The sequence below is a fragment of the Pseudorhizobium flavum genome, from assembly GCF_044142885.1.
GTDB lineage: Bacteria > Pseudomonadota > Alphaproteobacteria > Rhizobiales > Rhizobiaceae > Neorhizobium > Neorhizobium flavum.
Genome location: NZ_JBIOKZ010000003.1, coordinates 156449 through 181728, shown reverse-complemented (window position 1 = coordinate 181728; position 25280 = coordinate 156449). Strand labels below are relative to the sequence as shown.

24 protein-coding genes are annotated in these 25280 nt (G+C 61.3%); 14 read left to right on the top strand and 10 right to left on the bottom strand.

The features are described 5' to 3' along the window. Positions 1-19: 19 nt before the first annotated feature. Positions 20-1465: an FAD-binding oxidoreductase gene (locus ACEPP2_RS07820; RefSeq protein WP_395516241.1), complete on the bottom strand. Its 1446-nt coding sequence runs from the start codon at positions 1463-1465 to the stop codon at positions 20-22. A gap of 178 nt (positions 1466-1643) precedes the next feature. Here ACEPP2_RS07820 and denD point away from each other — a divergent pair, with 178 nt between their 5' ends. Genes denD through ACEPP2_RS07805 form a run of 3 tightly spaced genes read left to right on the top strand, consistent with a single transcriptional unit; the run spans position 1644 to position 5301 of the window. Then, positions 1644-2630, top strand: coding sequence for a D-erythronate dehydrogenase (gene denD / locus ACEPP2_RS07815; protein ID WP_395516240.1), 987 nt, complete (start codon positions 1644-1646; stop codon positions 2628-2630). Then, positions 2627-3514 (top strand): NAD(P)-dependent oxidoreductase, encoded by an 888-nt coding sequence (locus tag ACEPP2_RS07810; protein WP_077548855.1) that lies wholly within the window; start codon positions 2627-2629, stop codon positions 3512-3514. The genes denD and ACEPP2_RS07810 overlap by 4 nt, the downstream gene beginning before the upstream one ends. A 2-nt stretch (positions 3515-3516) precedes the next feature. After that, positions 3517-5301 (top strand): IlvD/Edd family dehydratase, encoded by a 1785-nt coding sequence (locus tag ACEPP2_RS07805; protein WP_152341629.1) that lies wholly within the window; start codon positions 3517-3519, stop codon positions 5299-5301. Positions 5302-5318: 17 nt separating this feature from the next. On the opposite strand, the gene ACEPP2_RS07800 is transcribed toward ACEPP2_RS07805, so the two are convergent. After that, positions 5319-6014, bottom strand: a complete 696-nt coding sequence (locus ACEPP2_RS07800; RefSeq protein ID WP_281977050.1) for a TetR/AcrR family transcriptional regulator — start codon at positions 6012-6014, stop codon at positions 5319-5321. Between the two features lie 149 nt (positions 6015-6163). On the opposite strand from ACEPP2_RS07800, the gene ACEPP2_RS07795 reads away from it, so the two are divergent. Next, a complete protein-coding gene (locus ACEPP2_RS07795) occupies positions 6164-7114 on the top strand; it encodes a homocysteine S-methyltransferase family protein (RefSeq protein WP_395516239.1) in 951 nt (316 codons plus the stop codon). 64 nt (positions 7115-7178) lie between these two features. Here the strand turns inward: ACEPP2_RS07795 and ACEPP2_RS07790 are convergent, their stop codons facing one another. Together ACEPP2_RS07790 and ACEPP2_RS07785 are read right to left on the bottom strand one after the other, a co-directional pair. Continuing rightward, positions 7179-7946 carry an SDR family oxidoreductase gene (locus ACEPP2_RS07790; protein WP_077549012.1) on the bottom strand — a complete coding sequence of 256 codons (768 nt, stop codon included), beginning with the start codon at positions 7944-7946 and terminating at the stop codon, positions 7179-7181. 148 nt (positions 7947-8094) lie between these two features. Further along, positions 8095-9135, bottom strand: a complete 1041-nt coding sequence (locus ACEPP2_RS07785; protein WP_077548851.1) for a glutamine synthetase beta-grasp domain-containing protein — start codon at positions 9133-9135, stop codon at positions 8095-8097. 361 nt (positions 9136-9496) lie between these two features. Between ACEPP2_RS07785 and ACEPP2_RS07780 the strand changes: the two genes are divergently transcribed. After that, positions 9497-9685, top strand: coding sequence for a DUF2735 domain-containing protein (locus ACEPP2_RS07780; protein WP_077548850.1), 189 nt, complete (start codon positions 9497-9499; stop codon positions 9683-9685). 143 nt (positions 9686-9828) lie between these two features. Further along, positions 9829-10584: an SDR family NAD(P)-dependent oxidoreductase gene (locus ACEPP2_RS07775; protein WP_077548849.1), complete on the top strand. Its 756-nt coding sequence runs from the start codon at positions 9829-9831 to the stop codon at positions 10582-10584. Between the two features lie 10 nt (positions 10585-10594). On the opposite strand, the gene ACEPP2_RS07770 is transcribed toward ACEPP2_RS07775, so the two are convergent. From ACEPP2_RS07770 to ACEPP2_RS07760, 3 genes are read right to left on the bottom strand one after another with little or no spacing between them, the layout of a single operon-like run. Beyond that, positions 10595-11812 (bottom strand): SAM-dependent methyltransferase, encoded by a 1218-nt coding sequence (locus ACEPP2_RS07770; protein ID WP_077548848.1) that lies wholly within the window; start codon positions 11810-11812, stop codon positions 10595-10597. Then, entirely contained in the window at positions 11812-12597 is a 786-nt protein-coding gene (locus ACEPP2_RS07765) for a DUF1365 domain-containing protein (RefSeq protein ID WP_395516238.1), read from the bottom strand. Before ACEPP2_RS07765 ends, ACEPP2_RS07770 begins: the two co-directional genes overlap by 1 nt. Beyond that, a complete protein-coding gene (locus tag ACEPP2_RS07760; RefSeq protein WP_198467611.1) occupies positions 12594-13913 on the bottom strand; it encodes an NAD(P)/FAD-dependent oxidoreductase in 1320 nt (439 codons plus the stop codon). The genes ACEPP2_RS07765 and ACEPP2_RS07760 overlap by 4 nt, the downstream gene beginning before the upstream one ends. 251 nt (positions 13914-14164) lie before the next feature. On the opposite strand from ACEPP2_RS07760, the gene ACEPP2_RS07755 reads away from it, so the two are divergent. The 6 genes from ACEPP2_RS07755 (at position 14165) to ACEPP2_RS07730 (ending at position 19643) form a co-directional block, all read left to right on the top strand. Then, positions 14165-14749 carry an RNA polymerase sigma factor gene (locus ACEPP2_RS07755; protein ID WP_139346284.1) on the top strand — a complete coding sequence of 195 codons (585 nt, stop codon included), beginning with the start codon at positions 14165-14167 and terminating at the stop codon, positions 14747-14749. After that, positions 14746-15423, top strand: coding sequence for a ChrR family anti-sigma-E factor (locus ACEPP2_RS07750; RefSeq protein ID WP_077548845.1), 678 nt, complete (start codon positions 14746-14748; stop codon positions 15421-15423). Before ACEPP2_RS07755 ends, ACEPP2_RS07750 begins: the two co-directional genes overlap by 4 nt. Before the next feature lie 25 nt (positions 15424-15448). Further along, positions 15449-15850 carry a DUF2177 family protein gene (locus tag ACEPP2_RS07745; RefSeq protein ID WP_395516237.1) on the top strand — a complete coding sequence of 134 codons (402 nt, stop codon included), beginning with the start codon at positions 15449-15451 and terminating at the stop codon, positions 15848-15850. Positions 15851-15996: 146 nt separating this feature from the next. Continuing rightward, positions 15997-18195 carry an ATP-binding protein gene (locus ACEPP2_RS07740; RefSeq protein ID WP_395516236.1) on the top strand — a complete coding sequence of 733 codons (2199 nt, stop codon included), beginning with the start codon at positions 15997-15999 and terminating at the stop codon, positions 18193-18195. Next, positions 18188-18646, top strand: a complete 459-nt coding sequence (locus ACEPP2_RS07735; protein ID WP_395516235.1) for a response regulator — start codon at positions 18188-18190, stop codon at positions 18644-18646. The genes ACEPP2_RS07740 and ACEPP2_RS07735 overlap by 8 nt, the downstream gene beginning before the upstream one ends. After that, positions 18633-19643, top strand: coding sequence for a sensor histidine kinase (locus tag ACEPP2_RS07730; protein ID WP_077548841.1), 1011 nt, complete (start codon positions 18633-18635; stop codon positions 19641-19643). The genes ACEPP2_RS07735 and ACEPP2_RS07730 overlap by 14 nt, the downstream gene beginning before the upstream one ends. A gap of 12 nt (positions 19644-19655) precedes the next feature. Here ACEPP2_RS07730 and ACEPP2_RS07725 read toward each other — a convergent pair whose 3' ends face one another. Both ACEPP2_RS07725 and ACEPP2_RS07720 read right to left on the bottom strand, forming a co-directional pair. Then, positions 19656-20030 carry a response regulator gene (locus ACEPP2_RS07725; RefSeq protein ID WP_142586618.1) on the bottom strand — a complete coding sequence of 125 codons (375 nt, stop codon included), beginning with the start codon at positions 20028-20030 and terminating at the stop codon, positions 19656-19658. 83 nt (positions 20031-20113) lie between these two features. Then, positions 20114-20554 (bottom strand): hypothetical protein, encoded by a 441-nt coding sequence (locus ACEPP2_RS07720; protein WP_152341617.1) that lies wholly within the window; start codon positions 20552-20554, stop codon positions 20114-20116. Positions 20555-20659: 105 nt separating this feature from the next. On the opposite strand from ACEPP2_RS07720, the gene ACEPP2_RS07715 reads away from it, so the two are divergent. Both ACEPP2_RS07715 and ACEPP2_RS07710 read left to right on the top strand, forming a co-directional pair. Next, entirely contained in the window at positions 20660-22441 is a 1782-nt protein-coding gene (locus tag ACEPP2_RS07715; protein WP_395516234.1) for an ABC transporter ATP-binding protein/permease, read from the top strand. A gap of 112 nt (positions 22442-22553) precedes the next feature. Then, on the top strand, positions 22554-24035 hold the full coding sequence (locus tag ACEPP2_RS07710; protein ID WP_142586758.1) for a S10 family peptidase: 1482 nt from the start codon (positions 22554-22556) through the stop codon (positions 24033-24035). A 34-nt stretch (positions 24036-24069) separates the two neighbouring features. Here ACEPP2_RS07710 and pcaF read toward each other — a convergent pair whose 3' ends face one another. Then, positions 24070-25275: a 3-oxoadipyl-CoA thiolase gene (gene pcaF / locus ACEPP2_RS07705; RefSeq protein ID WP_142586621.1), complete on the bottom strand. Its 1206-nt coding sequence runs from the start codon at positions 25273-25275 to the stop codon at positions 24070-24072. Positions 25276-25280 lie beyond the last annotated feature (5 nt).

The following is a 25280-nucleotide window of genomic DNA, read 5'->3' as shown; positions in this document are numbered from 1 at the left end:
CCCTGGCATTCCCCTAGTTCTACGAGTTCGCAGGAAAATTCAATTGGCAGCCAGGGTTCATCATCATGCCAGGATCAATTGCCTGCTTCAACGCCGCCAGCAAGTGGCGCCGCACCGGCGACAGGCGCGCCTCGAAATCCCCCCGCTTCAGGCGGCCTATGCCGTGCTCGGCACTGATGCTGCCCTGATAGCGGTCGAGCACAGCGTTGATCGCGCCCTTGGCTACGTAGATCTGCTGCAGCCTTTGCTCCGGCTCCGCTTCCGCCGCCGGCAGGACATTGAGGTGAACATTGCCATCGCCGACATGGCCATAGGAGACGCAAGTCGATCCCGGCACGGCTTCCGCGACCGCCTTCTCCGCCTCGGCAACGAAGTTTGCCAGCTGCGACAGCTTGACGGACACATCGGTCCGAAGATGCATGCCGCGCTTCGCCTGACCTTCATTCATGCCCTCGCGAATGAGCCACAGGTTGCGGGCCTGCGTCTGCGACGCTGCAAGGGTCCCGTCGAGCACGATACCCTCCTCCATGACTGCCTCGAGAAAGCGGCCCATGAGGTCGTCGATATCGACGAGACCGGAGCCGGATATCTCCATCAAAACATAGGCGGGATAGTCGGCGGCGATCGGGATCGGCAGGTCCGGCATCGCCTCCTTCGCCAGTGTGAAGGCGAGCGGCGGCATGAACTCGAAGGCCGACATCAGGTCGCAGCAGTCGCGGCGCGCCCGGCGGAACAATTTGATGGCGTCATCGAGCGAGGCAAGCCCGAGAAGCGCCGTCGCCACCTGGTCCGGATAGGGCGTCAGCTTTACGGAGACGGCCGTGATGATGCCCAGTGTTCCCTCGGCTCCGATGAACAACTGCTTCAGGTCGATACCGCGATTGTCCTTTCGCAGCGTCGATAGCCCGTCAAAGATGCTGCCGTCCGGCAGTACCACTTCGAGGCCGAAGATCAGCTCACGCGTCATCCCGTAGCGCAAGACATTGATGCCCCCCGCATTTGTGGAGACATTCCCGCCGATCCGGCACGTGCCCTGGGCGCCGAGTGCAAGCGGAAAGAACATTTCTTTTTCCGCGATCGCGTCCTTGAGCTCGGAGAGGATGCAGCCGGCTTCGACCACGGCGGAAAAATCGTCCGCATCGATCTGTCGGATCCTGTTCATCCGCTCAAGGCTCAGCACCACCTGGTTGGCATCCGCATCCGGGACGGCGCCGAGAACAAGGCCGGTATTGCCCCCCTGGGGCACGATCGATAGGCCAAGTTCGCTGCACAACTTTACTGCCTGCGCCACCTGCTCCGTCGAGCGCGGCCTTAGAACCGCCACCGCGTTGCTGGTCACGTCACCGTGCCAATCCCGGCAGTAGGGAAGCATCTCATCGCTCTCGCTGAGGACGATGTCGTCGCCTAGCGTGCTGCGCAGCTTTACCCGCCATTCGGCCATGGAAGCGGTAGTATCCTGTATCATGTGCCTCGTGCCCCTGCTCGCCGCCGGCATCGATTACGTGGATCGGCGAGCCCGGCGGCATGGAAATAACAGTTTTCAATGCGACCATATAAAGTTATCAGACAACCTTACAAGCAGGATCTTAGTCGCACCTGAGGCCCCTCAGGCAGCGACACTTCGCCAGGAGGGAAAGCACCCAATGCACATTCTCATCATCGGGGCCGCCGGTATGGTTGGCCGCAAGCTCGCGCAGCGACTCGTCGCGGACGAGACGCTCGGCGGCAAGACGGTCGACAAGTTGACACTCGTCGATGTGGTGAAGCCGGAACCCCCGGCTGGCTATTCGGGCATCGTGGATGCGCGCGAAAGCGACCTTTCGGCGGCCGGGGAAGCCGAAAAACTCGTTGCCGGTCGCCCCGACGTCATCTTCCACCTCGCCGCCATCGTTTCCGGTGAAGCAGAGCTCGACTTCGATAAGGGCTATCGCATCAACCTGGACGGCACCCGTTACCTCTTCGATGCGATCCGCCTAGCCCATAACGCGGACGGCTATAAGCCTCGCGTCGTCTTCACCTCCTCGATCGCCGTCGTGGGAGCACCGCTGCCCTTCCCGATCCCGGACGATTTCCACCTCACCCCGCTAACGAGCTACGGCACCCAGAAGGCGATCTGCGAACTGCTGCTGTCCGATTACACCCGCCGCGGCTTCTTCGATGGCATCGGCATTCGCCTGCCGACGATCTGCATCCGGCCGGGCAAGCCGAACAAGGCGGCCTCCGGCTTCTTCTCCAATATCCTGCGCGAGCCATTGGTCGGACAGGAAGCGGTGCTTCCTGTCTCCGAAGACGTTCGCCATTGGCACACGTCGCCGCGCTCCGCGGTCGGCTTCCTGATCCATGGCGCAACCATGGATCTCGACAAGGTCGGTCCGCGCCGCAATCTTTCCATGCCCGGCCTCAGCGCGACCGTCGGCGAGCAGATCGAAGCATTGCGCCGCGTTGCCGGCGACAAGGCAGTCGCGCTGATCCGCCGCGAGCCCGACGAGATGATCATGAAGATGGTCGCCGGCTGGGCACCTGGCTTCGAGGCGAAACGGGCGAGGGAACTGGGCTTTACCGCCGAGACCTCCTTCGACGAGATCATTCGGGTCCACATCGAGGATGAACTGGGAGGCAAGCTGCCATGACGGCCAAGAAGAAGATTGCCTTTCTGGGTACCGGCTTGATGGGCGCACCCATGGTGCGCTGCCTCCTGAAGGCAGGTTTTCCCGTCACCGTATGGAACCGGGACGGCGCGAAGGCCGCTCCCCTTGTCGCGGACGGCGCGCGGCAGGTGCATTCACCTTCCGAAGCCGCGGCGGGGGCGGACGTTGTCTTCACGATGTTGACGAACGGCACGGCGGTCAGCGAGATCCTGTTCGACAAGGGCGTGGCCGACGCCATGTCGAAGGATGCGATCTTCGTGGATTGCAGTTCCATCGCCCCGCCGATCGCGAAGGAAAACGCCGGCCGGCTGGCCGACCGGGGGATCCGCAGCCTCGACGCACCGGTTTCCGGCGGCACCGCCGGCGCTACCGCTGGCACCCTTGCCATCATGGCCGGCGGTGATGCCGCCGATGTCGCGGCATTGAGCGACGTCTTCGCCGCACTCGGCCGCGTCACGCATGTCGGCCCGAGCGGCGCAGGCCAGATCTGCAAGCTCGCCAACCAGCAGATCGTCGCCGTCACCATCGGTGCGGTCGCGGAGGCGATGATTCTGGCCGAAGCCGGCGGCGCTTCGCGTGCGGCATTCCGAGACGCGATTCGCGGTGGCTTTGCCGAAAGCCGTATTCTCGAGTTGCACGGCCAGCGAATGGTCGAGCGGAACTTCGTTCCCGGCGGTGCATCCGCCAACCAGCTCAAAGATCTCGACGCGGTCATGGCCATGGCCGAAAGCCTGTCGCTGACCCTGCCGCTGACCCATCAGGTCCGCCAGGAGTTCGCCGATTTCGTGGCCGAAGGCGGCGCCGAGAAGGACCACAGCGGCCTCCTCCTTCATCTCGAAGAGCTCAACCGGAAAGATCAGGCATAGCCATGAGCGACAACACGACCCCAAAGCGCCGCCTCCGCTCGCAGGACTGGTTCGACAATCCCGACCATGTCGACCTGACAGCACTCTACCTTGAGCGCTTCATGAACTACGGCGTCACGCCGGAGGAGCTGCGTTCCGGTAAGCCGGTAATCGGCATTGCCCAGAGCGGCAGCGATCTTACTCCCTGCAACCGCGTCCATGTGGAATTGGTCAAGCGCGTGCGCGACGGCATCCGTGATGCGGGTGGCATCCCGATCGAGTTCCCCACGCATCCGATCTTCGAGAACTGCAAGCGACCGACCGCGGCGCTTGACCGCAACCTCGCCTATCTGAGCCTCGTCGAAGTGCTATACGGCTACCCGCTCGACGGCGTCGTCTTGACCACCGGCTGCGACAAGACCACGCCCTCAGCGATCATGGCCGCCTCGACCGTCGACATTCCGGCCATCGTACTCTCCGGCGGACCAATGCTCGACGGCTGGCACGAAGGGGATCTCGTCGGCTCCGGTACCGTCATCTGGCGCATGCGCAGGAAGTTCGCAGCCGGTGAGATAGACCGTGACGAGTTCCTTCAGGCAGCGCTGGATTCCGCCCCATCCGTCGGCCACTGCAATACCATGGGGACTGCCTCGACGATGAACGCCTTGGCCGAGGCGCTCGGCATGTCGCTCACGGGATGCGGCGCCATTCCCGCGGCCTATCGCGAGCGTGGGCAGATGGCTTATCGCACCGGTCGTCGGGCGGTGGAACTGGTCTGGGAGGACGTCAAGCCATCCGACATCCTGACCCGCGAAGCCTTTCTCAATGCGGTCCGAGTCAATTCCGCGATCGGCGGTTCGACCAACGCACAACCGCATCTTGCCGCGATGGCCAAGCATGCAGGTGTCGAATTTTTCCCGGACGACTGGCAGGTGCACGGGTTCGACATCCCGCTGCTCGCCAATGTCCAGCCAGCGGGCAAGTATCTCGGAGAACGCTATCACCGCGCTGGCGGCACACCGGCCATCATGTGGGAACTGCTGCAGGCCGGAAAGCTTGACGGCAGCTGTCGCACCGTAACCGGCAAGACGGTTGCGGAAAATCTGGAAGGCAGGGAAGCCACGGATCGCGAGGTCATCTACCCGTTCGATCAGCCCCTGAGGGACAAAGCGGGCTTCCTGGTGCTGAAAGGCAATCTCTTCGACTTCGCCATCATGAAGACCAGCGTCATCTCCGAAGGCTTCCGCGAGCGCTACCTGCAGGAGCCCGGCCGTGAGGGCGTGTTCGAGGGCAAGGCGGTCGTCTTCGACGGTTCGGAAGACTATCATCATCGCATCAATGACCCGTCGCTCGACATCGATGTGAACACGATCCTGGTGATCCGGGGTGCCGGCCCTCTGGGTTGGCCGGGCTCGGCCGAAGTCGTCAACATGCAGCCGCCGGATCAGATCCTCAAGCAGGGCATCATGAGCCTTCCGACGATCGGTGATGGTCGCCAGTCGGGCACGGCAGACAGTCCCTCCATCCTCAATGCCTCGCCGGAAAGCGCGGCAGGTGGCGGGCTTGCCTGGCTGCGCACCGGCGACATCATCCGCATCGACCTCAATCAGGGACGCTGCGACATGCTGGTGGCGCCCGAGGAGATCGAGCGGCGAAAGGCCGAAGGCGTCCCGGCGGTGCCCGCAGACGCCACTCCCTGGCAACGCATCTACCGCCGGTCGGTCACCCAGCTTTCGGACGGCGCCGTCCTGGAGGGCGCGGCCGACTTCCGGCAGATCGCGAAAACGCCGCCGAGGCACAATCACTAGGATCAGTGACGGCAGGTTTAGCGGCTGAACAGGATCTTGATGAAGGTCCTGTAGGACAGAACCTGCCTCTCGAGCTGGCCTGGGTCCTTCAACGCCTTCGACATGATGATGGCGCCATCGAAGATGCAGGTCAGCGTTTCGGCAAGGTCTTCAAGAGACACATCCTCCCGCGGCGGATAGACAGCCGCAATCTGCGCCAGGTAACCGTGAAACCGAGCGTTCCACTTGCGGACGGAGGATGCGTTGAGGGCGTGAACCTGATGGTCGAACAGTCGTTCCTGGTAGCATATGGAAGCGACAAGGCATCCAGGATGGCCTCCCGGCAGATCCCGTGTCATTTCCGCGAGCAGCTTCAGGCCAAGCAGGTATGACTGCAGGGGATCGTCCGTAAGTTCCTGAGCGCGCCCGAAGATCTCGTCGAATATTTCGTCGTTCTCTTCCACGTAGCGCTGCAGCATTGCGCGCGCCAGCTCGTTCTTGTCCCGGAAGTGATAGAAGAAGCCGCTCTTGGTTATGCCGGCTTCTGCAATCACTTCGTCAATCGACGTCGCCGCAAACCCCTTGGCAAGGACTGAAGCCTGCGCGATCTCGAGCAGGCGCTGGCGGGTCGCCTCGCCCTTGGCACGCCGGGACGCAGGAGCTCGCTGTACCGCAGGTGCAGTTTCGGGCTCACCCGACGGCTCACCTACTCCGACGATTGCGGAAGTCAGCATCTTAACCTCCTGATACTTAAAAGATTTATGTCACGGCAAGTCGAGCTTGACCGCGAGCTTACTATTTCCTGGTCCGTTATGCGGCGAAAACCCGTGGGTCAAAACAAAGGCCGGCCCCAAGCCGAGAAATACTAACACGGGAGTAACTCATGACAAAATACAGATCACGACTGCCACAACTGGAGGGTGGAACCTTCCTGACGGATGGAGGACTCGAGACAACCCTGCTGTTCCAGCGCGGCATCGACCTGCCGCTCTTTGCATCCTTTCCACTCGTCGATGACGAGCAGGGGCGGCAGGAGCTGACGGAATACTATGTAGCCTACCTGGCAATTGCGAGCGAGAGGGATCTCGGGTTCATTCTGGACACGCCGACATGGCGAGCGAACCCGGATTGGGCAGCACAGCTCGGCTACGACCTCGAGAGGCTTGCCGCCATCAACCGCCGTTCCGTCGCCTATGTCGCGTCCTTGCGGGAACTATGGGAACGGCCAGGGCGGCCGATCGTCCTCAACGGGGTGCTCGGTCCGCGCGGTGACGGCTACAAGGCGGGTGCGATGACCGTCGACGAGGCGCAGTCCTATCATGCCTTCCAGATCGGCGCCTTCGCCGGATCCGAAATCGACATGGTAAGCGCCATCACCATGAACAACGTCGAGGAAGCGATCGGCATCGCCCGGGCGGCAAGCGGCGCTGCTCTGCCCTGCGTGATCTCTTTCACAGTCGAGACCGACGGCCGGCTGGCGAGCGGGATGGCGCTTCGCGAGGCGGTCGAGGAAACCGATCGCCAAACCGGCGGCACACCGGTCTACTACATGGTCAACTGCGCCCACCCCACGCATTTCGAGGATGCACTCAATCGCGGTGAACGCTGGATAGAACGGATCGGCGGCGTCCGCGCCAATGCTTCAACCAAAAGCCATGCGGAACTGGACGACGCGACCGAAATCGACATCGGGGATCCCGCAGACCTTGCTCGCCGCTACAGCGACTTGCGCCGGAGTTACCCCACGATGCGGGTCCTCGGTGGCTGCTGCGGCACCGACCACAGGCACGTCAACGCTATCTGCGAAGCGTGTCTGCCGGTCGCGGCGGAGTAGTGGATCCAAGGATAACATCCTCCGCGGTATTGCCGCGGAGGATCATTTGCCAAGAGAATGAAGCCTAGATAACGGCGCTCATGCCGCCGTCGACATAGATGATCTGGCCATTGACATAGTTCGACGCGTCCGATGCCAGGAAGACGGCAGCACCAACCAGTTCCTCCGGCTTTCCCCAGCGCTTCGAGGGCGTGCGGCCCTTGACCCAGTTGTCAAACTCCGGGTTGTCGATCAGCGCCTGGTTCATGTCCGTCAGCATATATCCGGGGCCGATGGCATTGGCCTGCACGCCATGCTCCGCCCATTCTGCGGCCATCGATTGGGTAAGGGTCTTAATACCGCCCTTGGCCGCGGTATAGGGTGCCACCGTCGCCCGTCCCAGCCCGCTCATCAACGAGCCGATGTTGACGACCTTGCCGCGCTTGCGCGGCAGCATTCGCTTAGCGGCCTCGCGGGAGACAAGGAAGGCGCTAGTCAGGTTGGTGTCGATGACGCGTTGCCAATTGGCGCTGTCGAGTTCGATGATCGGCTTGCGGTACTGGATGCCGGCATTGTTGACGAGAATGTCGATTTGCAGCTTCTCGGCATCAAAGCGCTCAAACGCAGCAACGACCGATGCTTCATCGGTAACGTCGAAGGCAGCCGTGGTAACGGCAAAGCCGCGGTCGCGCAGTCTTGCCGCGCTCTCCTCGAGACGGTCTGCATTGATCCCGTTGAGAACGATGGCGGCGCCAGCTTCCGCAAGTCCGGTCGCGATGGCCAGCCCAAGACCGCGCGACGAGCCTGTTACGAGTGCAGTGCGTTTCTCCAGGCTGAAGAGCGGATTGTTCATGAGCATTGTCTCCCGTGATGCGCAGTAATGGCAGACAGCCATATGCGTCGGTCGAGGACCTTGTCCAGCAAGGCTTGGGAGATCACCGGGGATCGCGCAGCTGATCCCAAGGTTGCGGCGCCGGAGCATGTCCGACGCCGCAGGAGGGTCACGCGGCGTTGCGGGCGAAGTCCGCCGTCGGCACTTCCGCAATCGTCTTCAGGACCTGCGAGGCGATCTGGTAGGGGCAGCCCTGGGAGTTCGGGCGGCGGTCTTCGAGATAGCCACGATAGCCATTGTTGACGAAGGAGTGCGGGACGCGGATGGAGGCGCCACGGTCGGCAACGCCATAGGAGAACTTGTTCCACGGCGCGGTCTCATGCTTGCCCGTGAGACGCATGTGGTTGTCCGGGCCGTAGACGTCGATGTGCTCCTTCCAGTTCCGGCCGAAGGCTGCCATCAGGGCCTCGAAATACTCCTTGCCGCCGACTTCACGCATGTACTTGGTGGAGAAGTTGCAGTGCATGCCCGAGCCGTTCCAGTCGGTATCGCCGAGTGGCTTGCAGTGCCATTCAATGTCGATGCCATATTTTTCGCACAGGCGAAGCAGCAGGTAGCGCGCCATCCAGATCTGGTCGGCGGCTTTCTTGGACCCCTTACCGAAGACCTGGAACTCCCACTGGCCCTTGGCCACCTCGGCATTGATGCCTTCGTGGTTGATGCCCGCCGCAAGGCAAAGGTCGAGGTGCTCCTCGACGATCTGGCGAGCGATAGAGCCGACATTCTTGTAGCCCACGCCGGTATAGTAAGGACCCTGGGGAGCCGGGAACCCATATTCGGGGAAGCCGAGCGGACGCCCGTCCTGGTAGAAGAAGTATTCCTGCTCGAAGCCGAACCACGCATCTTCGTCGTCGACGATCGTCGCGCGGGCGTTGGACGGATGCGGCGTGACGCCGTCCGGCATCATGACTTCGCACATGACCAGTGCACCATTGGTGCGGGCGGGGTCCGGATAGATGGCGACCGGCTTCAGAACGCAATCCGAGCTATGACCCTCGGCCTGCATGGTCGAGGAGCCGTCGAAGCCCCAGAGCGGCAACTGCTCCAGCGCCGGGAACGAATCGAACTCCTTGATCTGCGTCTTGCCGCGCAGGTTCGGAACCGGGGTGTAGCCATCAAGCCAAATGTACTCGAGCTTGTATTTCGTCATCGGAACTCTCTCTTCGTGGATACCGCGATCAAATCGCCGTCCAGCCCGGCGCCGTACGCCTGCCGGTTCGGATACTTCGCTCAAGCAAATCGCATGCCAGATTGCACGAACGTACCTTCCGCATGTCCTTCATCCGGCCTCTCCACCCCTTTCGCCGCGTCGATACCCCAGTTTTCGCGCCATTGTTTGCAGCTAGCTTGCAACCGGCATGAAGCGGAACGCCAAGACCCCATCGGCGTTGTCTCATGAGGTGCCTGCCAAGGAAGGTTGGCCAACAACAGAGGCAATACGTGACCACTGAGAGTGCATTTGCGCAAAATATGTGCGATAGTGCACGCGAAGCCCGTGGTGAGGAAACGACATGACCCCAGGTGTTGAGTTCGGATCTGCCGAGATAATTCCTTTTCCGGTCCGGTCGGGCCGGCGGAAAGCTGAAACCGGCAAAGTCGCCGGGGACAAGGTAGCTCAGCTTGCGGCCGCTGCCCTTGATACGTGCTGGTACCACGATGAGGCGGTTCGAGACACCAGCCCACCGCCCGTCCGCGACTGAGCAAATCTTGCATCGGATGAAGGCTGACACTCAGACGTCCTCAGACCGCAAGTCTGGCGTCGCCTTCTTTACCTTTTAGCGATCCAAGTTCCGTGACTTGCCGTATCATTCGTCAGAAATGATACCGCGAGAGGATATCGCTCATGTCCGAGGCCTCCAGAACTGCCTGGGTGACCGGCGCCAGCTCGGGCATTGGACGCGCCGTCGCCCTTGGTCTCGCAAACGAGGGCTGGACGGTTGCTGTAAGTGCGCGCAGCCGGGACAAGCTTGCCGAGCTTGAGGCTGAACACCCCGGCAACATCGTCGCCTACCCGCTGGACGTCACGGATCGCGATGCCACGCTCTCGGTCGCCTCCCGCGTCGAAGCGGCTCATGGTCCGATCGAACTGGCGATATTCTCGGCCGGAAGCTACCGGCGCGACAGCGCCAGGCGCTTCAATTCCCAGGCGCTGGCCGATGTCATGACGCTGAATGTCATCGGCACCGGTCACTGCCTGGAAGCGGTCGTGCCGGGTATGATGGCGAACAGGTTGGGCAGGATCGCCGTCATCGCCTCAGTCGCGGGATATGTCGGGCTTCCGGGCGGCGCATTCTACGGCGCCACAAAGTCGGCGCTGATCACGCTTTGCGAGGGCCTGTACCCGGAGTTGAAACGCGCCGGCGTGCAGCTGAGCGTCATCAACCCCGGCTTCGTCAAAACACCCTTGACCGCAAGGAACGACTTTCCGATGCCGTTCCTGATCGGCACCGATGAGGCCGCGAAAACAATCCTGAGAGGCCTCGCTACGGACCGCTTCGAGATCATCTTTCCATGGAAGATGGCACTGGCGATCAGACTGCTGCGTGCGCTCCCGAGGCCTCTGCTGTTCATGATCACGAAGCGGATGGTGCGGCAGTAGCCAAGATCCGCTACCCGACCTTTAGGTGGAACTGCACGACATCCAACCGCTCGGTCCTGAAGCCGACAGCGCAATATTGCAGGTAGTAGTGCCACATGCGTCTGAAGCGTTCATCGAACCCCAGCGGTGCGATCCGGGACCAGTTCTTGTGAAACGCCTTGTCCCACTGCAGCAGTGTCCGCTCGTAATCTCGGCCGAACCGGAAGCTCCCCGCAACTCGCATCTCTGCTTTTTGGACGGCATCCCCGAAGGCGGAAACGGATGGAAGCATCCCGCCCGGGAAGATGTAGGTCTGGATGAAATCGGCATTCCGTCGATAGTGCTCGAAGCGGTCGTCCGCGATCGTAATGGTCTGAATGACCGCTTCGCCTCCCGGCTGCAGCAGCCGGCGGACGCGATCAAAAAAGATCGGCCAGTTCTCTTCGCCGACGGCCTCGAACATCTCGATCGAGACGATCTTGGTGAATTGCCCCCGGCAGTCGCGATAGTCCTCCAGACGGATTTCCACTCGATCCGCCAGGCCCATGCGTTGCAGCCTATGTTGCGCGTAGGCAGCCTGCTCAGTCGACAGTGTGAGCCCGGTAACGCGGCATCCGGTTTCCCTCGCCGCATATTCGGCAAAGCCTCCCCAGCCACAGCCAATCTCCAGCACATGATCCTCAGGACCGATGCCGAGACTCCTGACGATACGATGGTACTTGGCGCGCTGGGCCGTCTCGAGCGACTGGTCCGCACTGTCAAAGCAGGCCGAGGAGTAGGTCATCGTCTCATCGAGCCAGGCACTGTAGAAATCGTTGCCGAGGTCATAGTGATACGAGATGTTCCGCCGACTGCCTGAGCGCGAGTTCGCGCGAAGCCGGTGGCGCACATATGCCACGAGCTTTCGCAGACCGCTGCCGACAAGAAGCCCCCCCCAAGCGGCGTCATTGGCGACGGCGAGTTCCAGGACAGCTCCCAGGTCGGGAGAACTCCAGTCTCCGTCCAAGTAGGAACGGGCAAAGCCAAGGCTCCCTCCCGCCAGGAGGCGGCGGACTGGACGTGCGTTGGCGAGCTCGATGATCGCACTGGGCCCGGCGGCAGAACCCTCGAAATGACGTTCTGCTCCACCCGGTAAGCGAAGCGTCAGACGTCCCGCCACGATCATTTCCGCCCAGCGGCAAAGGGCTGCCTGCCAGATCGGCGACCGCGAATATCCGCGGTGGTGGTCGACATGCTGGAGATCCGTCATCACCGCTCCTCCAACTGTACGATCGTCCGGGCATGTGGGTTCAGGCTCTTGATGTGCCGGTGAATGGGCACGCCTTTCAGCCACAGCCGCAGCGCCTCCCAATGAATAGCCGCAGTCACCTTCAACGTCATCAGCGGAAAGCCGATCAATGTGCGCAACAGGCTTGCATCGGACAGTACCCTTCGTTCGCCGGAAAAAGACGCCGATAGCAGAGAGCCCTCGCCGTCCGTTTCCCGTATCGCGATGGCAACCCGAGAGTCTGGCCGTCGCGTGGTAAACTGATACGAGCAGTCCATCGGGATGAATGGCGAGACATACATTTGCTTGCGGCAGGAGTGCCGCACGACGCTCTGCGAACCGCCGTCGATCGAGATCACATAGGTGTGCCGCTCGTGGAACGTGTTGCATACCTCGTAAAGGATCGCCACCAGATCCCCATCCCGCGTTTCGCAGAAATAGACCGTCAGCGGATTGAAGACATAGCCAAACAGGCGTGGGTAGCAGAGAAGACGAATTCGAAGGTCCGCTCGATCCAACCCGGCATCGGTGAGCTGGGCTTCCACCCACTCCCGAAGCTTCCCCGGCTGCCCGGAGCCATGATCCTTGTCCCAGAAGCTGATCAATGCTCTGCGGTTATATCCGAACACCCGAAGATGGCGATCGAGATCCGGCAACTCATCCAGGTCGATGAGGAGAGAGAACACCTTATAGCGAAGCCGGTGTTCCTTCGGTCGATATCGACGGTGCACGACGTCGCCGACATAGATGGCCGATCCTCTGTTCATTCCGCAGCCTCGAGCATCTCGGGCACAAAAATCCGTCCCGACGGTTCAGCAAGTTTCCAGGGTCTTTGGTTGCCGGTCAATCGTTCCGCCACGGCAAGGCCGGCCTGCAGCCCGTCTTCGTGAAACCCGCTCCCGAAATGGGCGCCGCAGAACCACACGCCCCGCCGTCCCTGCAGGGCCCAGATCTGCCGCTGTGCCTGCAGTGCCGCCGCGTCGAACAACGGGTGCTTGTAGTCGAACGTCCGGATGACGTGCTCCTCGGCGATGGTACGGCATGGGTTCAGGGTCACGAACAACGGCCTGCTCGTTTCGAGGTTCTGCAGACGGTTCATCCAGTAGGTTACGCAAAGTTGCCGATCCTCACCGGAAGCTTTCGCGCCGATGTAATTCCAGCTCGACCAGACCTGCTTGCGCTTCGGCATGAGCGACCGGTCGCAATGAAGGACGGCCTGATTGCGCGTGTAGTTAAACCGACCGAGCACATCACGCTCCCGCCGGTCTGCATCGGCGAGAACGGCGAGCGCATCGTCGGCATGGGTTGCCAGGATCACCTGATCGAAGCGGTCGGCATTTCCGGAGGAATCCCTTACGATGACCCGGCCTCCTTCGGATCGAACCTCCGTGACCCGGCTCTTCAAGCGTATCTCGCCTTGGAAATCTCCCATGAGACGCCGGACATATTCCACACTGCCACCCGTTACCGTCCGCCATTGAGGGCGATCCTTGAGCTGCACCAGTCCGTGATTGATGAAGAAGCGCAGGAAAGCGGTGAGCGGGTAGTCCCGCATGTCCTTCGCTGTGGCAGACCAGATGGCGGCGCCCATAGGCAGCAGATGATCGTCGATGAATGCTTGAGAGTACGCCTCGCGCACCAGGAACTCTCCCAGCGAAAGACCATCGAGATCACGTCTCTGCAGCAACTGAGGCGCGTCCCGATAGAATCGCACCACATCGGACACCATGCGCCAGAATCGCGGGCGGGCCGCATTGCGCCGCTGGCCGAGCAGCCCGCCGATGCCGGTCCCCGAGTATTCGAAGGCGCCGTCATCCAGAGAGGCCGCGAAGGACATATTCGTCGCCTCACTCGCAACGCCGAGGTGATCGAACAGCGCAACCAGGTTCGGATAGTTGCGCTCGTTGTAGACGATGAACCCGGTATCGACGGGAACTCTTCCTTCATCGACATCGACAGTCACCGTATTCGAGTGCCCACCAATACGATCCTCGGCCTCGTAGATCGTCACCTCACAGCTCTTGCTGGCGAGCCAAGCCGCCGACATGCCACTGATGCCCGAGCCAATGACGGCAATGCGCATTGGTCCCACACCGCCCGAAAACTCCAGTCCCATACGTAAAAGCCCTACATGATTGATTGATCGCTTCTACGCGCTTGATCGGGCGATGGATCGCCCGGCCGTGGGAAAGGGCAGCGATTTTTTTTATGATCCATCCTGATGCGGCGGGCGTAGAGGGCCGCATGAGCTTGAGCATTCCATTTGCACCCCAGACGTGCCAGAACCATGCATCCGCACCGCTTCGGCGGCGGCGCGCAAGGCAAGGCATAGGTATGACAAAGCCGAAGATACCGGCGAGCAAGGCAGCCGAACCCACACCGGCGCAGCTCGCAACTCTGCTGGTGACCGTGGGACGGGACCGCGATGTGGAGGCGTTCGAAGCGCTTTTCCGGTTTTACGCACCCAAGATCCGCGCCTTCATGGCGCTGAAGACGAAGGATAGACAGGCCGCGGAAGAACTGATGCAGGAAACGATGATGGCGGTGTGGTCGAAGTCGGCCCAGTTCGATCCGGCAAGAGGCACTGTATCCGCATGGGTCTTTACCGTAGCGCGGAATATCCGCATCGACGCCTACCGGCGCAAGCAACCCATGTTCGACCCTCAGGATCCGGCCTTCGTCGCAGACGATATCCCTCCTGCAGACAGCGAGTTCGAACAAGCGCAGGAGGCAGATCTGCTGCGACGGGCACTCTCGACACTCCCGAGCGAACAGCAGGATGTGCTCAAGAAGGCGTTTTTTGAAGACATCCCGCACTCTGCCATCGCGCAGCAGATGAACCTGCCGCTTGGGACCGTGAAATCGCGTATCCGGCTGGCCTTCGCAAAGCTCCGCACGGCGCTGGAGGATCGGCGATGAAGGTACGTCACCACATCAGCGAGGAAATGCTTCTTGATTATGCCGCCGGCACATTGTCGGAAGGATGGAGCATTGCAATTGCCTCTCACCTTGCCCTTTGCCCGGCCTGCCGCAATCACCTCTCTGCCATGGAAGGCGCAGCCGGCGCGCTCCTGGACAAGATTTCGGTGTCAGATGACCTGGGCGATTCATGGAACCGTTTCCAGACGCGCTTGAAGGAGAAGGCAACTGACCCGGAAGCTGCTGCTCCCGGCAACAGCGTGCGGGCAGTTCCCCCTGGCACGCCGAGTGCTGTCCTGCCGGAGCCCTTGCGCTCCTATGTGGGCAGCGATGTGGACGGCCTGAAATGGCGCGCCTTGGGACGCGGCGCCTATCAGATCCGCATTCCAACCAGCGACCCCTCCACGCAGGTTCGCTTGCTCCGTATCCCGGCTGGCAAGCCGGTCCCCGAACACACCCACAGGGGGCGGGAGCTTACGCTCGTGCTGTCGGGAAGCTTCCGCGACGGAGACGAGCTGTTCGAGCGTGGCGATATGGAAGAGGCGGACGATGATCTCCTTCACACGCCGGTGGCGACGGAAGGGGAAGACTGCATCTGCCTCGCCGTCACCGAAGCGCCGCTGAAATTCACGAGCTGGATCGTTCGGATGATCCAGCCGATCCTCAAGATCTGATCCAAGAGCCGGAGAGGTATGTCCGATGCCAGTACCTGTCGTCGCTTATCTTGTCACCGCCGTCGCATTCTTCGCCATTGACGCAATCTGGCTCGGTCGGGTTGCAACCGGTCTCTATCGCGGTTGGCTCGGCGACATGATGCTTGAGCAGCCGAACTTCGCAGCCGCGGGCGCCTTCTACCTCGTCTACGTGGCGGGCATCGTCTACTTCGCCGTCATGCCTGCGCTGGCCGCAAACAGCTGGACACAGGCCGCCATCGCAGGGGCAATCCTGGGCATTGTAGCCTATGGAACCTACGACATGACCAACCTTGCGACTTTGAAGAATTGGCCGCTGGCCATGACCATCATCGATATGGCATGGGGCACCGCCCTGACTTCCTTCGCTGCCACTGCCGGGTTCTTCATCACGCAGAAGATCGCTTGAAGCGACACGAAATGCCTAACTTCAGGGCAGAAGGTTTACATCGAGATGGTCCGCTCTATTCTGCCAGACACTAGCGTCCAGGAGTACGGCGGAGGCGGTTCAGTGAGAGAAGCCTACCGCCGGAGGTGAAGCAGGAGGATGTTCACGTGGTGCAGCCCGAATCGGATCTCGAAGGCTGCGCGCGGGAGCCAATCCACATCCCCGGAGCAATCCAGCCACACGGAGCATTGTTTGTGCTCCGCCCCTCGGACATGAACGTCATTCAGGCCAGTGCGAATACAGGAAATCTGCTCGGATCGACCCTCATCCTGAGCGAGAAGCCACTAAACCTCGGCCCTAACGTTGAACGCATCCGGGAATGGTATGAAAGCGGCGAGCCGGCTTTACAGATAGCCATACCGGACCGGGGCCTGATCCTGATCGCCCATCGCTCCAACGGCCTCATCATTGTCGAAGTGGAAGAGGCCGAAGAGGCGACGGCCTCCGGTATCTTTTCCGGGCTGCGGAGTTTCATCGAACGCCTGGCTGCCCAAGCAGACACGCCCGGCTCCCTCAATGAGACGGTGCGGTTCGTGCAGGAACTCACCGGCTTCGATCGGGTCCTCGCCTACCGTTTCGATGACGCCTGGAATGGCCAGGTCGTCGCCGAGGCCGGGAACGGAATACTTCCGTCTTATCTAGACCTGCGCTTTCCGGCTTCAGACATACCCGCGCAGGCACGGGCGCTATACGCCACCAATCGGGTTCGCCTTATCCCGGATGCAAGCTACGAACCCGTTCCACTCGAGCCCGCTCTCAACCCCGAGACGAACGAGCCGCTTGACCTGAGTTCCGCACAGTTGCGCAGCGTCTCTCCCGTTCATCTTGAGTACATGAGAAACATGGGCACTGCTGCTTCCATGTCGATCTCGATCATGATTGACGGGCATCTTTGGGGCCTGGTCTCCTGCCACAGTGCGCAGCCGCACAAGGTGAGTTCGACCCTTCGGGATCTCTGCGACTTTGTCGTTCAGTCGCTGGCCATGCGTATTGCCGCCCAGGAACGCGCCGCCGAAGCTTCCCAACGAGTTGACCTCAGCCAGGTTACCGGACGGCTGCTTGCTTCCATGAGCGCTAGTTCCGATTGGGTCGAAGGATTGGCGGAAGCCCGTGACGACCTGCTGAGGCAGGTGGGCGCAACAGGTGCGGCAATCATGACCGATGCCCGCTGCATCTGCCTGGGAAGCACCCCGGCCGAGCCGCAGCTTCAGGCCATCGTCCATTGGCTGGAACAAAGTGGGGATGCAGAAGAAGTCTTCGCCACGGCCTCGCTGTCTGCCCAATTGCCCTCCGCCACCGACTTCGCCGATACGGCGAGTGGGATTCTGGCAATCCGACTCTCCAAGCTTTACCCCAGCTGGCTGATCTGGGTCCGCCCGGAGGTTCATCGGACCGTCACGTGGGGAGGCGACCCCCATAAGCACGTCGCCGAGAACGGGCGTATCCATCCCCGCAAATCTTTCGAGGCCTGGCAGGAGCAGGTGCGCCTGCAGGCACTACCCTGGACGGCAGCGGAGATCGCGGCAGCACGCGACCTCCGTGCTGCAATTGTGGGGATCGTCCTTCGACGCGCGGAAGAACTCGCGGAGCTGACCAGTGAGCTGCAGCGCTCCAATAAGGAACTGGAGGCCTTCTCCTATTCCGTCTCGCACGATCTGCGGGCGCCATTTCGACACATCGTGGGTTTCGCGCAGCTACTGCGGGAACGCGAGGGGGAACTTGACGAAAAGTCCCGGCACTATCTTAGCAACATATCGGAATCAGCGCTCGCTGCGGGCCGGCTGGTCGACGACCTCCTGAACTTCTCGCACCTCGGACGCACTGCGATCGTGCCCAAGAAGGTGGATATGAACAAGCTCGTCTCGGAAGTGGTCAAGAGCGTGATGTTGACCCAGAGTGAGCGGAAGATCGAATGGCGGATCGCCCCCTTGCCTGTCGCCTGGGGTGACTCTACTCTGCTGCGGCAGGTCTGGTATAACCTGGTCGACAACGCGGTGAAATATACGAGAGATCAGGATCCGGCCGTCATTGCCATTGACGGTTCCGCAGATGCAGAACAAGTCGTTTACCGGATATCTGACAACGGCGTAGGGTTCGACATGGCTTACGTCGGGAAACTGTTCGGGGTATTTCAGCGGCTCCAGCGCGCAGAAGATTTTGAAGGCACCGGCATCGGCCTAGCGCTCGCACGACGCATCATTGAGCGCCACGGCGGATCGATCACGGCAACAGGTGAAGTTGGCAAGGGAGCCGAGTTCGTATTCGCCCTGCCGACACCGGATAGAAAGGGAAGAGCGATTGCCTGAACTGAGACCGATCCTTCTCGTGGAAGACAGCCCGCGGGATCTTGAACTGACGCTCGCGGCCTTGGAGAAATGCCAGCTCGCCAATGAGATCGTGATCGCGCGCGATGGCGCGGAGGCGATCGACTATCTGTTTGGCACGGGCACTTATGAAGGCCGTCCGGATGGCGACCCCACCGTCGTGCTGCTCGACCTGAAGTTGCCCAAGGTCGATGGGCTGGAAGTGCTTGAACGGGTCAAGCGCAACGAAAGGCTTCGTCAGATCCCCATCGTCATGCTGACATCATCGCGAGAAGAGCAGGACCTCGTTAAGAGCTATGAGCTCGGCGTCAATGCTTTCGTGGTCAAGCCTGTCGAGTTCAACGAGTTCTTCAAGGCCATCCAGGACCTCGGCGTATTCTGGGCGCTGCTGAACGAACCCCCACCCGGATCGCTGCGCAATGGACGTGCATAATCAGCTTCGCCAACCCCGTGTCCTGGTTCTCGAGGATAGCCACCTGGATGCGGAACTGATCCGGGAGCACCTGGAGACGCTGAAGCCCGTCCCGGAAATCCGGTACGCGCAGAACCGGAAGACCTACGAAGAGGCTCTCGACGGGGGCGACTATGACGTCATCCTCGCAGACTTTTCCCTGCCCGACTTCGACGGCATGAGTGCCCTGGAACTGGCCCGCGACGTGGCACCGGAGGTGCCCTTCATCTTTGTCTCCGGCATCCTGGGGGAGGAAGTTGCAATCGAATCCTTCCGACAAGGCGCCACCGACTATGTCCTCAAGCAACGCCTGATAAGACTACCGGCGGCAGTCGAGCGGGCGCTCGCGGAGGCACGCGAACGGACGGAGCGTCGAGACGCCGAGCGTCAGAAGGAACTGCTGGTCCGCGAGCTCAGCCATCGCGTGAAGAACACCATGGCAATGGTGATGTCGCTGGTACGCCGCACGGTGAAGACGAGCTCCTCGCTTGATGATTACGTTGAGAACCTCCTCGGCCGCCTGCGTGCATTGGCCGATGCGCATGCCCTCCTGTTCGAGACGAACTGGAACGAGGCGGAACTGCTGGAAGTCGTCAGGCGGACGCTTGCGCCGCAGGATCGTGGCACCGGACGCGTCCGGATCGATGCCGGGCCGCTAACCTTGCTGACCCCGAAGGCCGCCCTTGCGCTGAGCATGGTGCTGAACGAACTTGCCACCAACGCAGTGAAGCACGGCGCGCTCTCGAGCGAGCACGGGACTGTCCATGTCAATTGGCAAACAGATAGCAAGGGTGTGTTGACGCTCCGCTGGGAGGAAAGCGACGGGCCTGCGGTCCAGCTTCCTGAAGAAGCCGGGTTCGGCATGACGCTGATCGAACGTAGCGTTCGTTACGAACTGAATGGCGAGGTGCGCCTGGAATATCTCAAGACCGGGCTGGTCTGCGAAATAGGCATCCCCCTCGCAGATCTTTCCGGATAGGCGCGCAAGCCGTCAGTTGCTGGCAGCACGCCGCTCGGGCAAGGACGGGAAATGCTCGTTCATGAGCATTGACATCTTCTGAGGATTCCAGGGCTTTGCGATCAGCGGCAACCCTGCGAGCTTGGCCTTGAGTTCCGGGAGCTCTGCATAGCCGCTGCACACGATCAACGGTATGCCTCGCTCCTGAAGGGCTTCGATTACGGGAAAGGAGAGTTCTCCATTGAGGTTCAGGTCAAGGATCGCGCCATCGATCCTGCCCTCCCGGATGGCAGCAAGCGCCTGCGGGATGCGCGCGAATGGTCCGACAACCTGGTGGCCTTGTTCGATAAGGTAATCCTCCACATCCATCGCCAGGAGAACGTCGTCTTCCAGAACCAGAACATTCATTGCTGCTTACCCATACTCCACTCGCCCGCTTCCGGTGTCGGGACATGGCGAGCTATCTGTCCGCTCAAGACAGCATTTCAAGGCTACCTTAGATCAATCTGCCGCTTTTCCTGCATTGGGTCGCCTTGCTCCTGTACAGTCAGCCACTCGTCCAGGGCCGCAATCACCCGCAACCGAAGACTCCGTCCCTTCGCGAGCGCGCGGACAAGGTCTTTTCCCTCGCCCGGAAAGCCTAGTTCTTCCATCAATGCATCCTGTGAGAGGCGCCGTCGGACCAGGATAGTCTCGATCCGCTTGATCGTATTCGGCAGCAGGTATCGTCCATCCGCAATCAGGTGCCGCTCGCCGATAGCGCTGGAAGCCGGAATCTGCAGTCCCACTTCCGCCCGGAAGGCCTGTCGTTCGCTCTCGGATGCCCTCTTCCATGCCTTCCGAAGCTTGTGGAGTGCCGACCGCGCCTGTTCGCGGTCCTGCACCTCGCCCTGCATCGGAAGCGTTCTCTGTTTCTGCTTCTTCTTCGTCATGCTCTCCGAGCCGAAACTGGCGACAAGCGCCGGATATTGATCTGCTTCAATCCCTCGTAAAGGAGGATGGGCTATGGAGATAGCCGGCGAAGAGGCAGCGTCGGCATGGCGACAGAGCAATTGACCATCCGGGGCCTGGACGAGGATGTCCAGGATCATCATCTTTCCTTTTCCGAGCAAGTCGGCTTCATGGCGTCGGCCTTCTGGCGCACACACGCCAGAGACCGCATCCTCGCCCTCGCGGTTGCCCTGCTGGTGATCATCCTGACGACGGTCTACGCGCAGTATCGCCTCAATCAGTGGAATGTGCCCTTCTACAACGCCATCGAGAGGAGGGATCTGGACGAGTTCATGGTCCAGCTGGGCGTTTTTGCGCTGATCGGAGGCTCTCTCCTCCTGCTGAACGTCGTCCAGACCTATCTGAACCAGATCACTGCCCTTCACATGCGCGAGGGATTGGCACGAGACCTGGTAGACGAGTGGCTAAGGCCTCAGCGGGCGTTGAAGCTTCTTCACATGCGGACAATGGGGGTCAACCCTGACCAACGGCTGCACGAGGATGCCCGAAATCTTTCCGAACTGACCACCTCGCTCGCTATTGGGCTCGTAAACGCAACCATCCTCTTGGTCAGTTTTATCGGCGTCTTGTGGACAATCTCCGAAACCTTCAGCTTCCAGTTTAACGGCGAACGCGTCACCATACCGGGCTACATGGTCTGGGCTGCGCTCGGCTATGCGGGCCTCGCTTCGATCCTCAGCAATATCGTCGGCCGCCGTTTGCCGGATCTGAACGCCGAGCGCTATGCCAAGGAAGCGGAGCTTCGCTTCGCCCTGATGCACACGAACGAGAACATTCTGGCGATCACCCTTGCGAGAGGGGAAGACCGTGAACGCGACCGCGTGCAGAACGCCATCACGGTTGTTCTTCATGTCATCCGCCGGCTCGCCCGAGGATATACGAATCTAACCTGGGTTTCCGCGGGTTTTGGCTGGCTCTCCACCGTCGCGCCGATCCTGATCGCGGCACCCGTTTACTTTGCCGGCAACCTGACCTTCGGCGGACTGATGATGGCGGTGGGCGCGTTCAATCAGGTCTATGGTGCCCTGCGCTGGTATGTCGACAACTTCCGCCAGATCGCCGATTGGAAGGCGACGCTGATGCGGGTCTCGACATTTCGAAAGGTGTTGCTTTCCCTGGACGAGACGCCCGGCGCCGGCGACTTGCGATATCCGACGACGGAGCAGGATCGCTTGGTCCTGCGGGGAGTTGAACTCTACACCGCAAGCCCCGACACGCCGCTAAAACACGGTCTGCGTCTCCCCGCCGACGAGACGATCCTCCCGGGTGAGCACATCATGATCAACGGCGACGTCGGCGCCAACCGTCGGCTCCTGTTCGAAGCTCTTGCGGGCATCTGGCCGTGGGGAAAGGGCGAGATTGCCCTGCCGAGTGACGGTCGGATAGTGTTCGTTCCTCAACAGGGTTACCTGCCGCATGCCCGTCTGCGCGATGTGCTGGCTTATCCGCTCGATTCCGCACTCATGGACCAGGATCGCTTTCGGACTGCACTCGAACGGGTAGGGCTTTCTCCCCTGGTAGCTGCGCTTGACCTGACGGAGCGCTGGGATCGGAAGTTGTCAGAGGAGGATCAGGCGCGCCTGCGGTTGGCAAATCTGTTCTTGATCGAGCCGCGCTGGCTCGTCCTGGACGACATTCTTGAGGGCCTGGAGGCAGATGTTCAGCTGGAGTTGGCCGCGACGCTGGCAGAACTGGACAATGCCGCGATCATCTACATCGGAAGATGCGAAGCTTTCGACAGCGTTCTTAAGCCACGCCAATTGCATCTCCAGCCGCTTGCCGCAGCAAAGCCCAATGATCATGCGTGAGCGGCAAGGGCGGTCCTGACCGCGGGATCTTCAATTTCTATTGAAGTGTCTGTGCAGGGCGATCGCCCTAGATTGCCTGCTCCGACAATCCGGAGTGATCTACGTGTCTTTCATGCCCCGCCTCCTTCTATCCCTCGCGCTTCTGCCAGGGCTCGTCGCTCCCGCGGCAGCCCAGCAAGCGGAAAGTCAGCCGCCAGGCATCTTCAGCCTCATTCCGGCCGACTCAATCACCGAGCATCGGCTGTCGACTGAAGGCTCGCCACTGGAGTACCAGGCGACTGCCGGCACTCTGGACCTCTACGGTCAGGACGGGAGACAGACGGCAAAGGTGTTCTACACGGCCTATGTGGCTGAGGGCCCGTCACCGCGTCCCGTTACCTTTGCATTCAACGGCGGGCCAGGCGCCGCATCAGCCTACCTCCACCTCGGGCTGGCGGGCCCGAAGGTGGTGGATTTCGGCCTCGACGGCAATAGCGGCACTTCGCCAAGCCTCGTCGACAACCCCGACAGCTGGTTGCAATTCACTGATCTCGTTTTCATCGATCCTGTGGGCACGGGCTGGAGCCGCGCTGCCAGCGATGATGTCGCCCGCAGCTTCTATGGCGTGAATCAGGACGCCGACAGCATCGCCAAGCTGATTGCCCTCTACGTCCAGAAGAACGATCGCTTCCAATCCCCGAAATACCTGCTCGGAGAAAGCTACGGAGGGTTCCGAGCGGCCAAAGTAGCCACTGCTCTGAAGGATAACCAGGGCCTTCTGGTGTCGGGGATCATCATGCTCTCGCCACTTCTCGAAGGTCGCTTCCTCTTCAACTCCGGGGACGATCCTTTGAGCGCGGCGCTGCAACTGCCTGCTCTTGCAGCTGGCGAACTCGAACGACGGGGAGCATTCACGAGAGAGGCGCTGGCCGAAGCGGAACGCTTCGCCATGACAGACTACTTGGTGACGCTCGCCGGACCGCCACTCACCGGGGACGCTGCGGGAGAATTCTATAGCAGGATCTCCACCCTTACCGGCATGCCGGAGAATGTCGTCGCTGATAGCCGGGGGTTCCTGGCGGACGCCTACAGCAAGAACTCCGGGGGGAGCGGGCAGATTGTCAGCCGCTATGACGTCTCCTATGCAAGGCCGGATCCCTATCCGGAAGCCGCCTATGGACGGAACGACGATCCGATCCTAGATGGTTATACGCGCGCCTATGGCGGTGTCTTCGCGTCCTATGCCGAGCATCATCTGGGCTATCGCAGCAGGATGACCTACACGCTCCTCAACGAAGAGGTGAACCGACGTTGGGAATGGAACGGCGATCATGGCGGGGGTGGACGTGCTATCGCGTCTGCTGTGGACGATCTGCGCGATCTGCTATCCGTCATTCCCGAGTTTCGTATGCTCGTTGCCCACGGCTACAGCGATGCGATCACGCCCTACGGGATGAGCCGCTACGTGCTTGACCACCTGCCGCCCCTGCTTGCGGCAGAACGCACCTCTTTGCAGATCTATCGCGGCGGACACATGTTCTACACGGATCCCGCATCGAGGAAGGAGTTCTTCGACGACACAGCCGCCTTCTTCGCAGGAGGCGCGCCGGAGTGAGCATCACCGGCGCGCGATTGACAGGATTTCTAGCTCAGGCGCGCTCCAGCGCTACGGCGACGCCCTGGCCGACGCCGACGCACATCGTCGCAAGTGCGCGCTTCGCGTTTCGGAGCTGAAGCTCGAGCGCGGCCGTACCCGTGATCCGCGCGCCCGACATTCCGAGCGGGTGCCCCAGCGCGATTGCGCCGCCATTCGGATTCACCCGATCCGAATCCTCCGGAATACCCAGTTCGCGCAGCACGGCGATGCCCTGAGACGCGAAGGCCTCGTTCAGTTCGATGATGTCGAAGTCCTGGGGCGATAGGCCGAGGCGGCTGCAAAGCTTCAGCGTCGCCGGAGCGGGGCCAATTCCCATGATCCGGGGTGGAACACCGGCGCTGGCACCACCCAGGATACGAACGATCGGAACAAGCCCGTGTTTTCGTGCGGCGGCTTCCGAAGCGATGATCAGCGCAGCCGCTCCGTCATTGACGCCGGAGGCATTGCCGGCCGTGACCGTGCCACCTTCCTTCTTGAAGGGCGTACCAAGCTTGGCGAGCGCCTCGAGCGTTGTCGCGCGCGGATGTTCGTCCCGCTCGACTACGACCGGTTCCCCCTTCCGTTGCGGGATGGTGACGGAAACGATCTCACGAGCAAGACGGCCATTGCCTTGGGCTTCGGCGGCTCGCGCCTGGGACCGGAGCGCAAATGCATCCTGGTCTTCGCGCGTGACCTGGTAGTCCTCCGCGACATTCTCCCCGGTCTCTGGCATGGAATCGACGCCATACTGCTTCTTCATTACGGGATTGACGAAGCGCCACCCGATGGTCGTGTCGTAAATCTCGGCATTGCGGGAGAAGGCCGTCTCGGCCTTGGGCATGACGAAGGGAGCCCGGCTCATGCTCTCGACACCGCCAGCAACCATCAGGTCAGCCTCACCCGCCTTGATGGCACGCGCTGCCGCGATGACGGCATCCATCCCTGATCCGCAAAGGCGGTTGATCGTGGTACCGCTTGTGGAGACCGGCAGACCGGCGAGGAGAAGCGACATGCGGGCGACATTTCGATTGTCTTCACCGGCCTGGTTGGCGCAGCCGAAGATGACATCATCCACTGCGTCCCAATCGACACCGGTGTTTCTCTCCATCAGCGCGCGGAGCGGAACCGCACCGAGATCGTCGGCGCGCACCGTAGATAGGGAGCCGCCAAAACGGCCGATCGGGGTACGAATGTAGTCACAGATGAAAGCTTCGGTCATGGATA

What these genes read in the sequence shown, in the direction of transcription:
- ACEPP2_RS07710 (WP_142586758.1), top strand. Translation starts at nt 22,554, where the DNA reads ATGCCCCGCCTCCTTCTATCCCTCGCGCTTCTGCCAGGGCTCGTCGCT.
- ACEPP2_RS07760 (WP_198467611.1), bottom strand. Translation starts at nt 13,913, where the DNA reads ATGCGCATTGCCGTCATTGGCTCGGGCATCAGTGGCATGTCGGCGGCT.
- ACEPP2_RS07730 (WP_077548841.1), top strand. Translation starts at nt 18,633, where the DNA reads ATGGACGTGCATAATCAGCTTCGCCAACCCCGTGTCCTGGTTCTCGAG.
- denD (WP_395516240.1), top strand. Translation starts at nt 1,644, where the DNA reads ATGCACATTCTCATCATCGGGGCCGCCGGTATGGTTGGCCGCAAGCTC.
- ACEPP2_RS07805 (WP_152341629.1), top strand. Translation starts at nt 3,517, where the DNA reads ATGAGCGACAACACGACCCCAAAGCGCCGCCTCCGCTCGCAGGACTGG.
- ACEPP2_RS07725 (WP_142586618.1), bottom strand. Translation starts at nt 20,030, where the DNA reads ATGAATGTTCTGGTTCTGGAAGACGACGTTCTCCTGGCGATGGATGTG.
- ACEPP2_RS07715 (WP_395516234.1), top strand. Translation starts at nt 20,660, where the DNA reads ATGGCGACAGAGCAATTGACCATCCGGGGCCTGGACGAGGATGTCCAG.
- ACEPP2_RS07775 (WP_077548849.1), top strand. Translation starts at nt 9,829, where the DNA reads ATGTCCGAGGCCTCCAGAACTGCCTGGGTGACCGGCGCCAGCTCGGGC.
- ACEPP2_RS07790 (WP_077549012.1), bottom strand. Translation starts at nt 7,946, where the DNA reads ATGAACAATCCGCTCTTCAGCCTGGAGAAACGCACTGCACTCGTAACA.
- ACEPP2_RS07765 (WP_395516238.1), bottom strand. Translation starts at nt 12,597, where the DNA reads ATGAACAGAGGATCGGCCATCTATGTCGGCGACGTCGTGCACCGTCGA.
- ACEPP2_RS07785 (WP_077548851.1), bottom strand. Translation starts at nt 9,135, where the DNA reads ATGACGAAATACAAGCTCGAGTACATTTGGCTTGATGGCTACACCCCG.
- ACEPP2_RS07810 (WP_077548855.1), top strand. Translation starts at nt 2,627, where the DNA reads ATGACGGCCAAGAAGAAGATTGCCTTTCTGGGTACCGGCTTGATGGGC.
- ACEPP2_RS07780 (WP_077548850.1), top strand. Translation starts at nt 9,497, where the DNA reads ATGACCCCAGGTGTTGAGTTCGGATCTGCCGAGATAATTCCTTTTCCG.
- ACEPP2_RS07750 (WP_077548845.1), top strand. Translation starts at nt 14,746, where the DNA reads ATGAAGGTACGTCACCACATCAGCGAGGAAATGCTTCTTGATTATGCC.
- ACEPP2_RS07720 (WP_152341617.1), bottom strand. Translation starts at nt 20,554, where the DNA reads ATGACGAAGAAGAAGCAGAAACAGAGAACGCTTCCGATGCAGGGCGAG.
- ACEPP2_RS07800 (WP_281977050.1), bottom strand. Translation starts at nt 6,014, where the DNA reads ATGCTGACTTCCGCAATCGTCGGAGTAGGTGAGCCGTCGGGTGAGCCC.
- ACEPP2_RS07745 (WP_395516237.1), top strand. Translation starts at nt 15,449, where the DNA reads ATGCCAGTACCTGTCGTCGCTTATCTTGTCACCGCCGTCGCATTCTTC.
- pcaF (WP_142586621.1), bottom strand. Translation starts at nt 25,275, where the DNA reads ATGACCGAAGCTTTCATCTGTGACTACATTCGTACCCCGATCGGCCGT.
- ACEPP2_RS07770 (WP_077548848.1), bottom strand. Translation starts at nt 11,812, where the DNA reads ATGACGGATCTCCAGCATGTCGACCACCACCGCGGATATTCGCGGTCG.
- ACEPP2_RS07820 (WP_395516241.1), bottom strand. Translation starts at nt 1,465, where the DNA reads ATGATACAGGATACTACCGCTTCCATGGCCGAATGGCGGGTAAAGCTG.
- ACEPP2_RS07795 (WP_395516239.1), top strand. Translation starts at nt 6,164, where the DNA reads ATGACAAAATACAGATCACGACTGCCACAACTGGAGGGTGGAACCTTC.
- ACEPP2_RS07755 (WP_139346284.1), top strand. Translation starts at nt 14,165, where the DNA reads ATGACAAAGCCGAAGATACCGGCGAGCAAGGCAGCCGAACCCACACCG.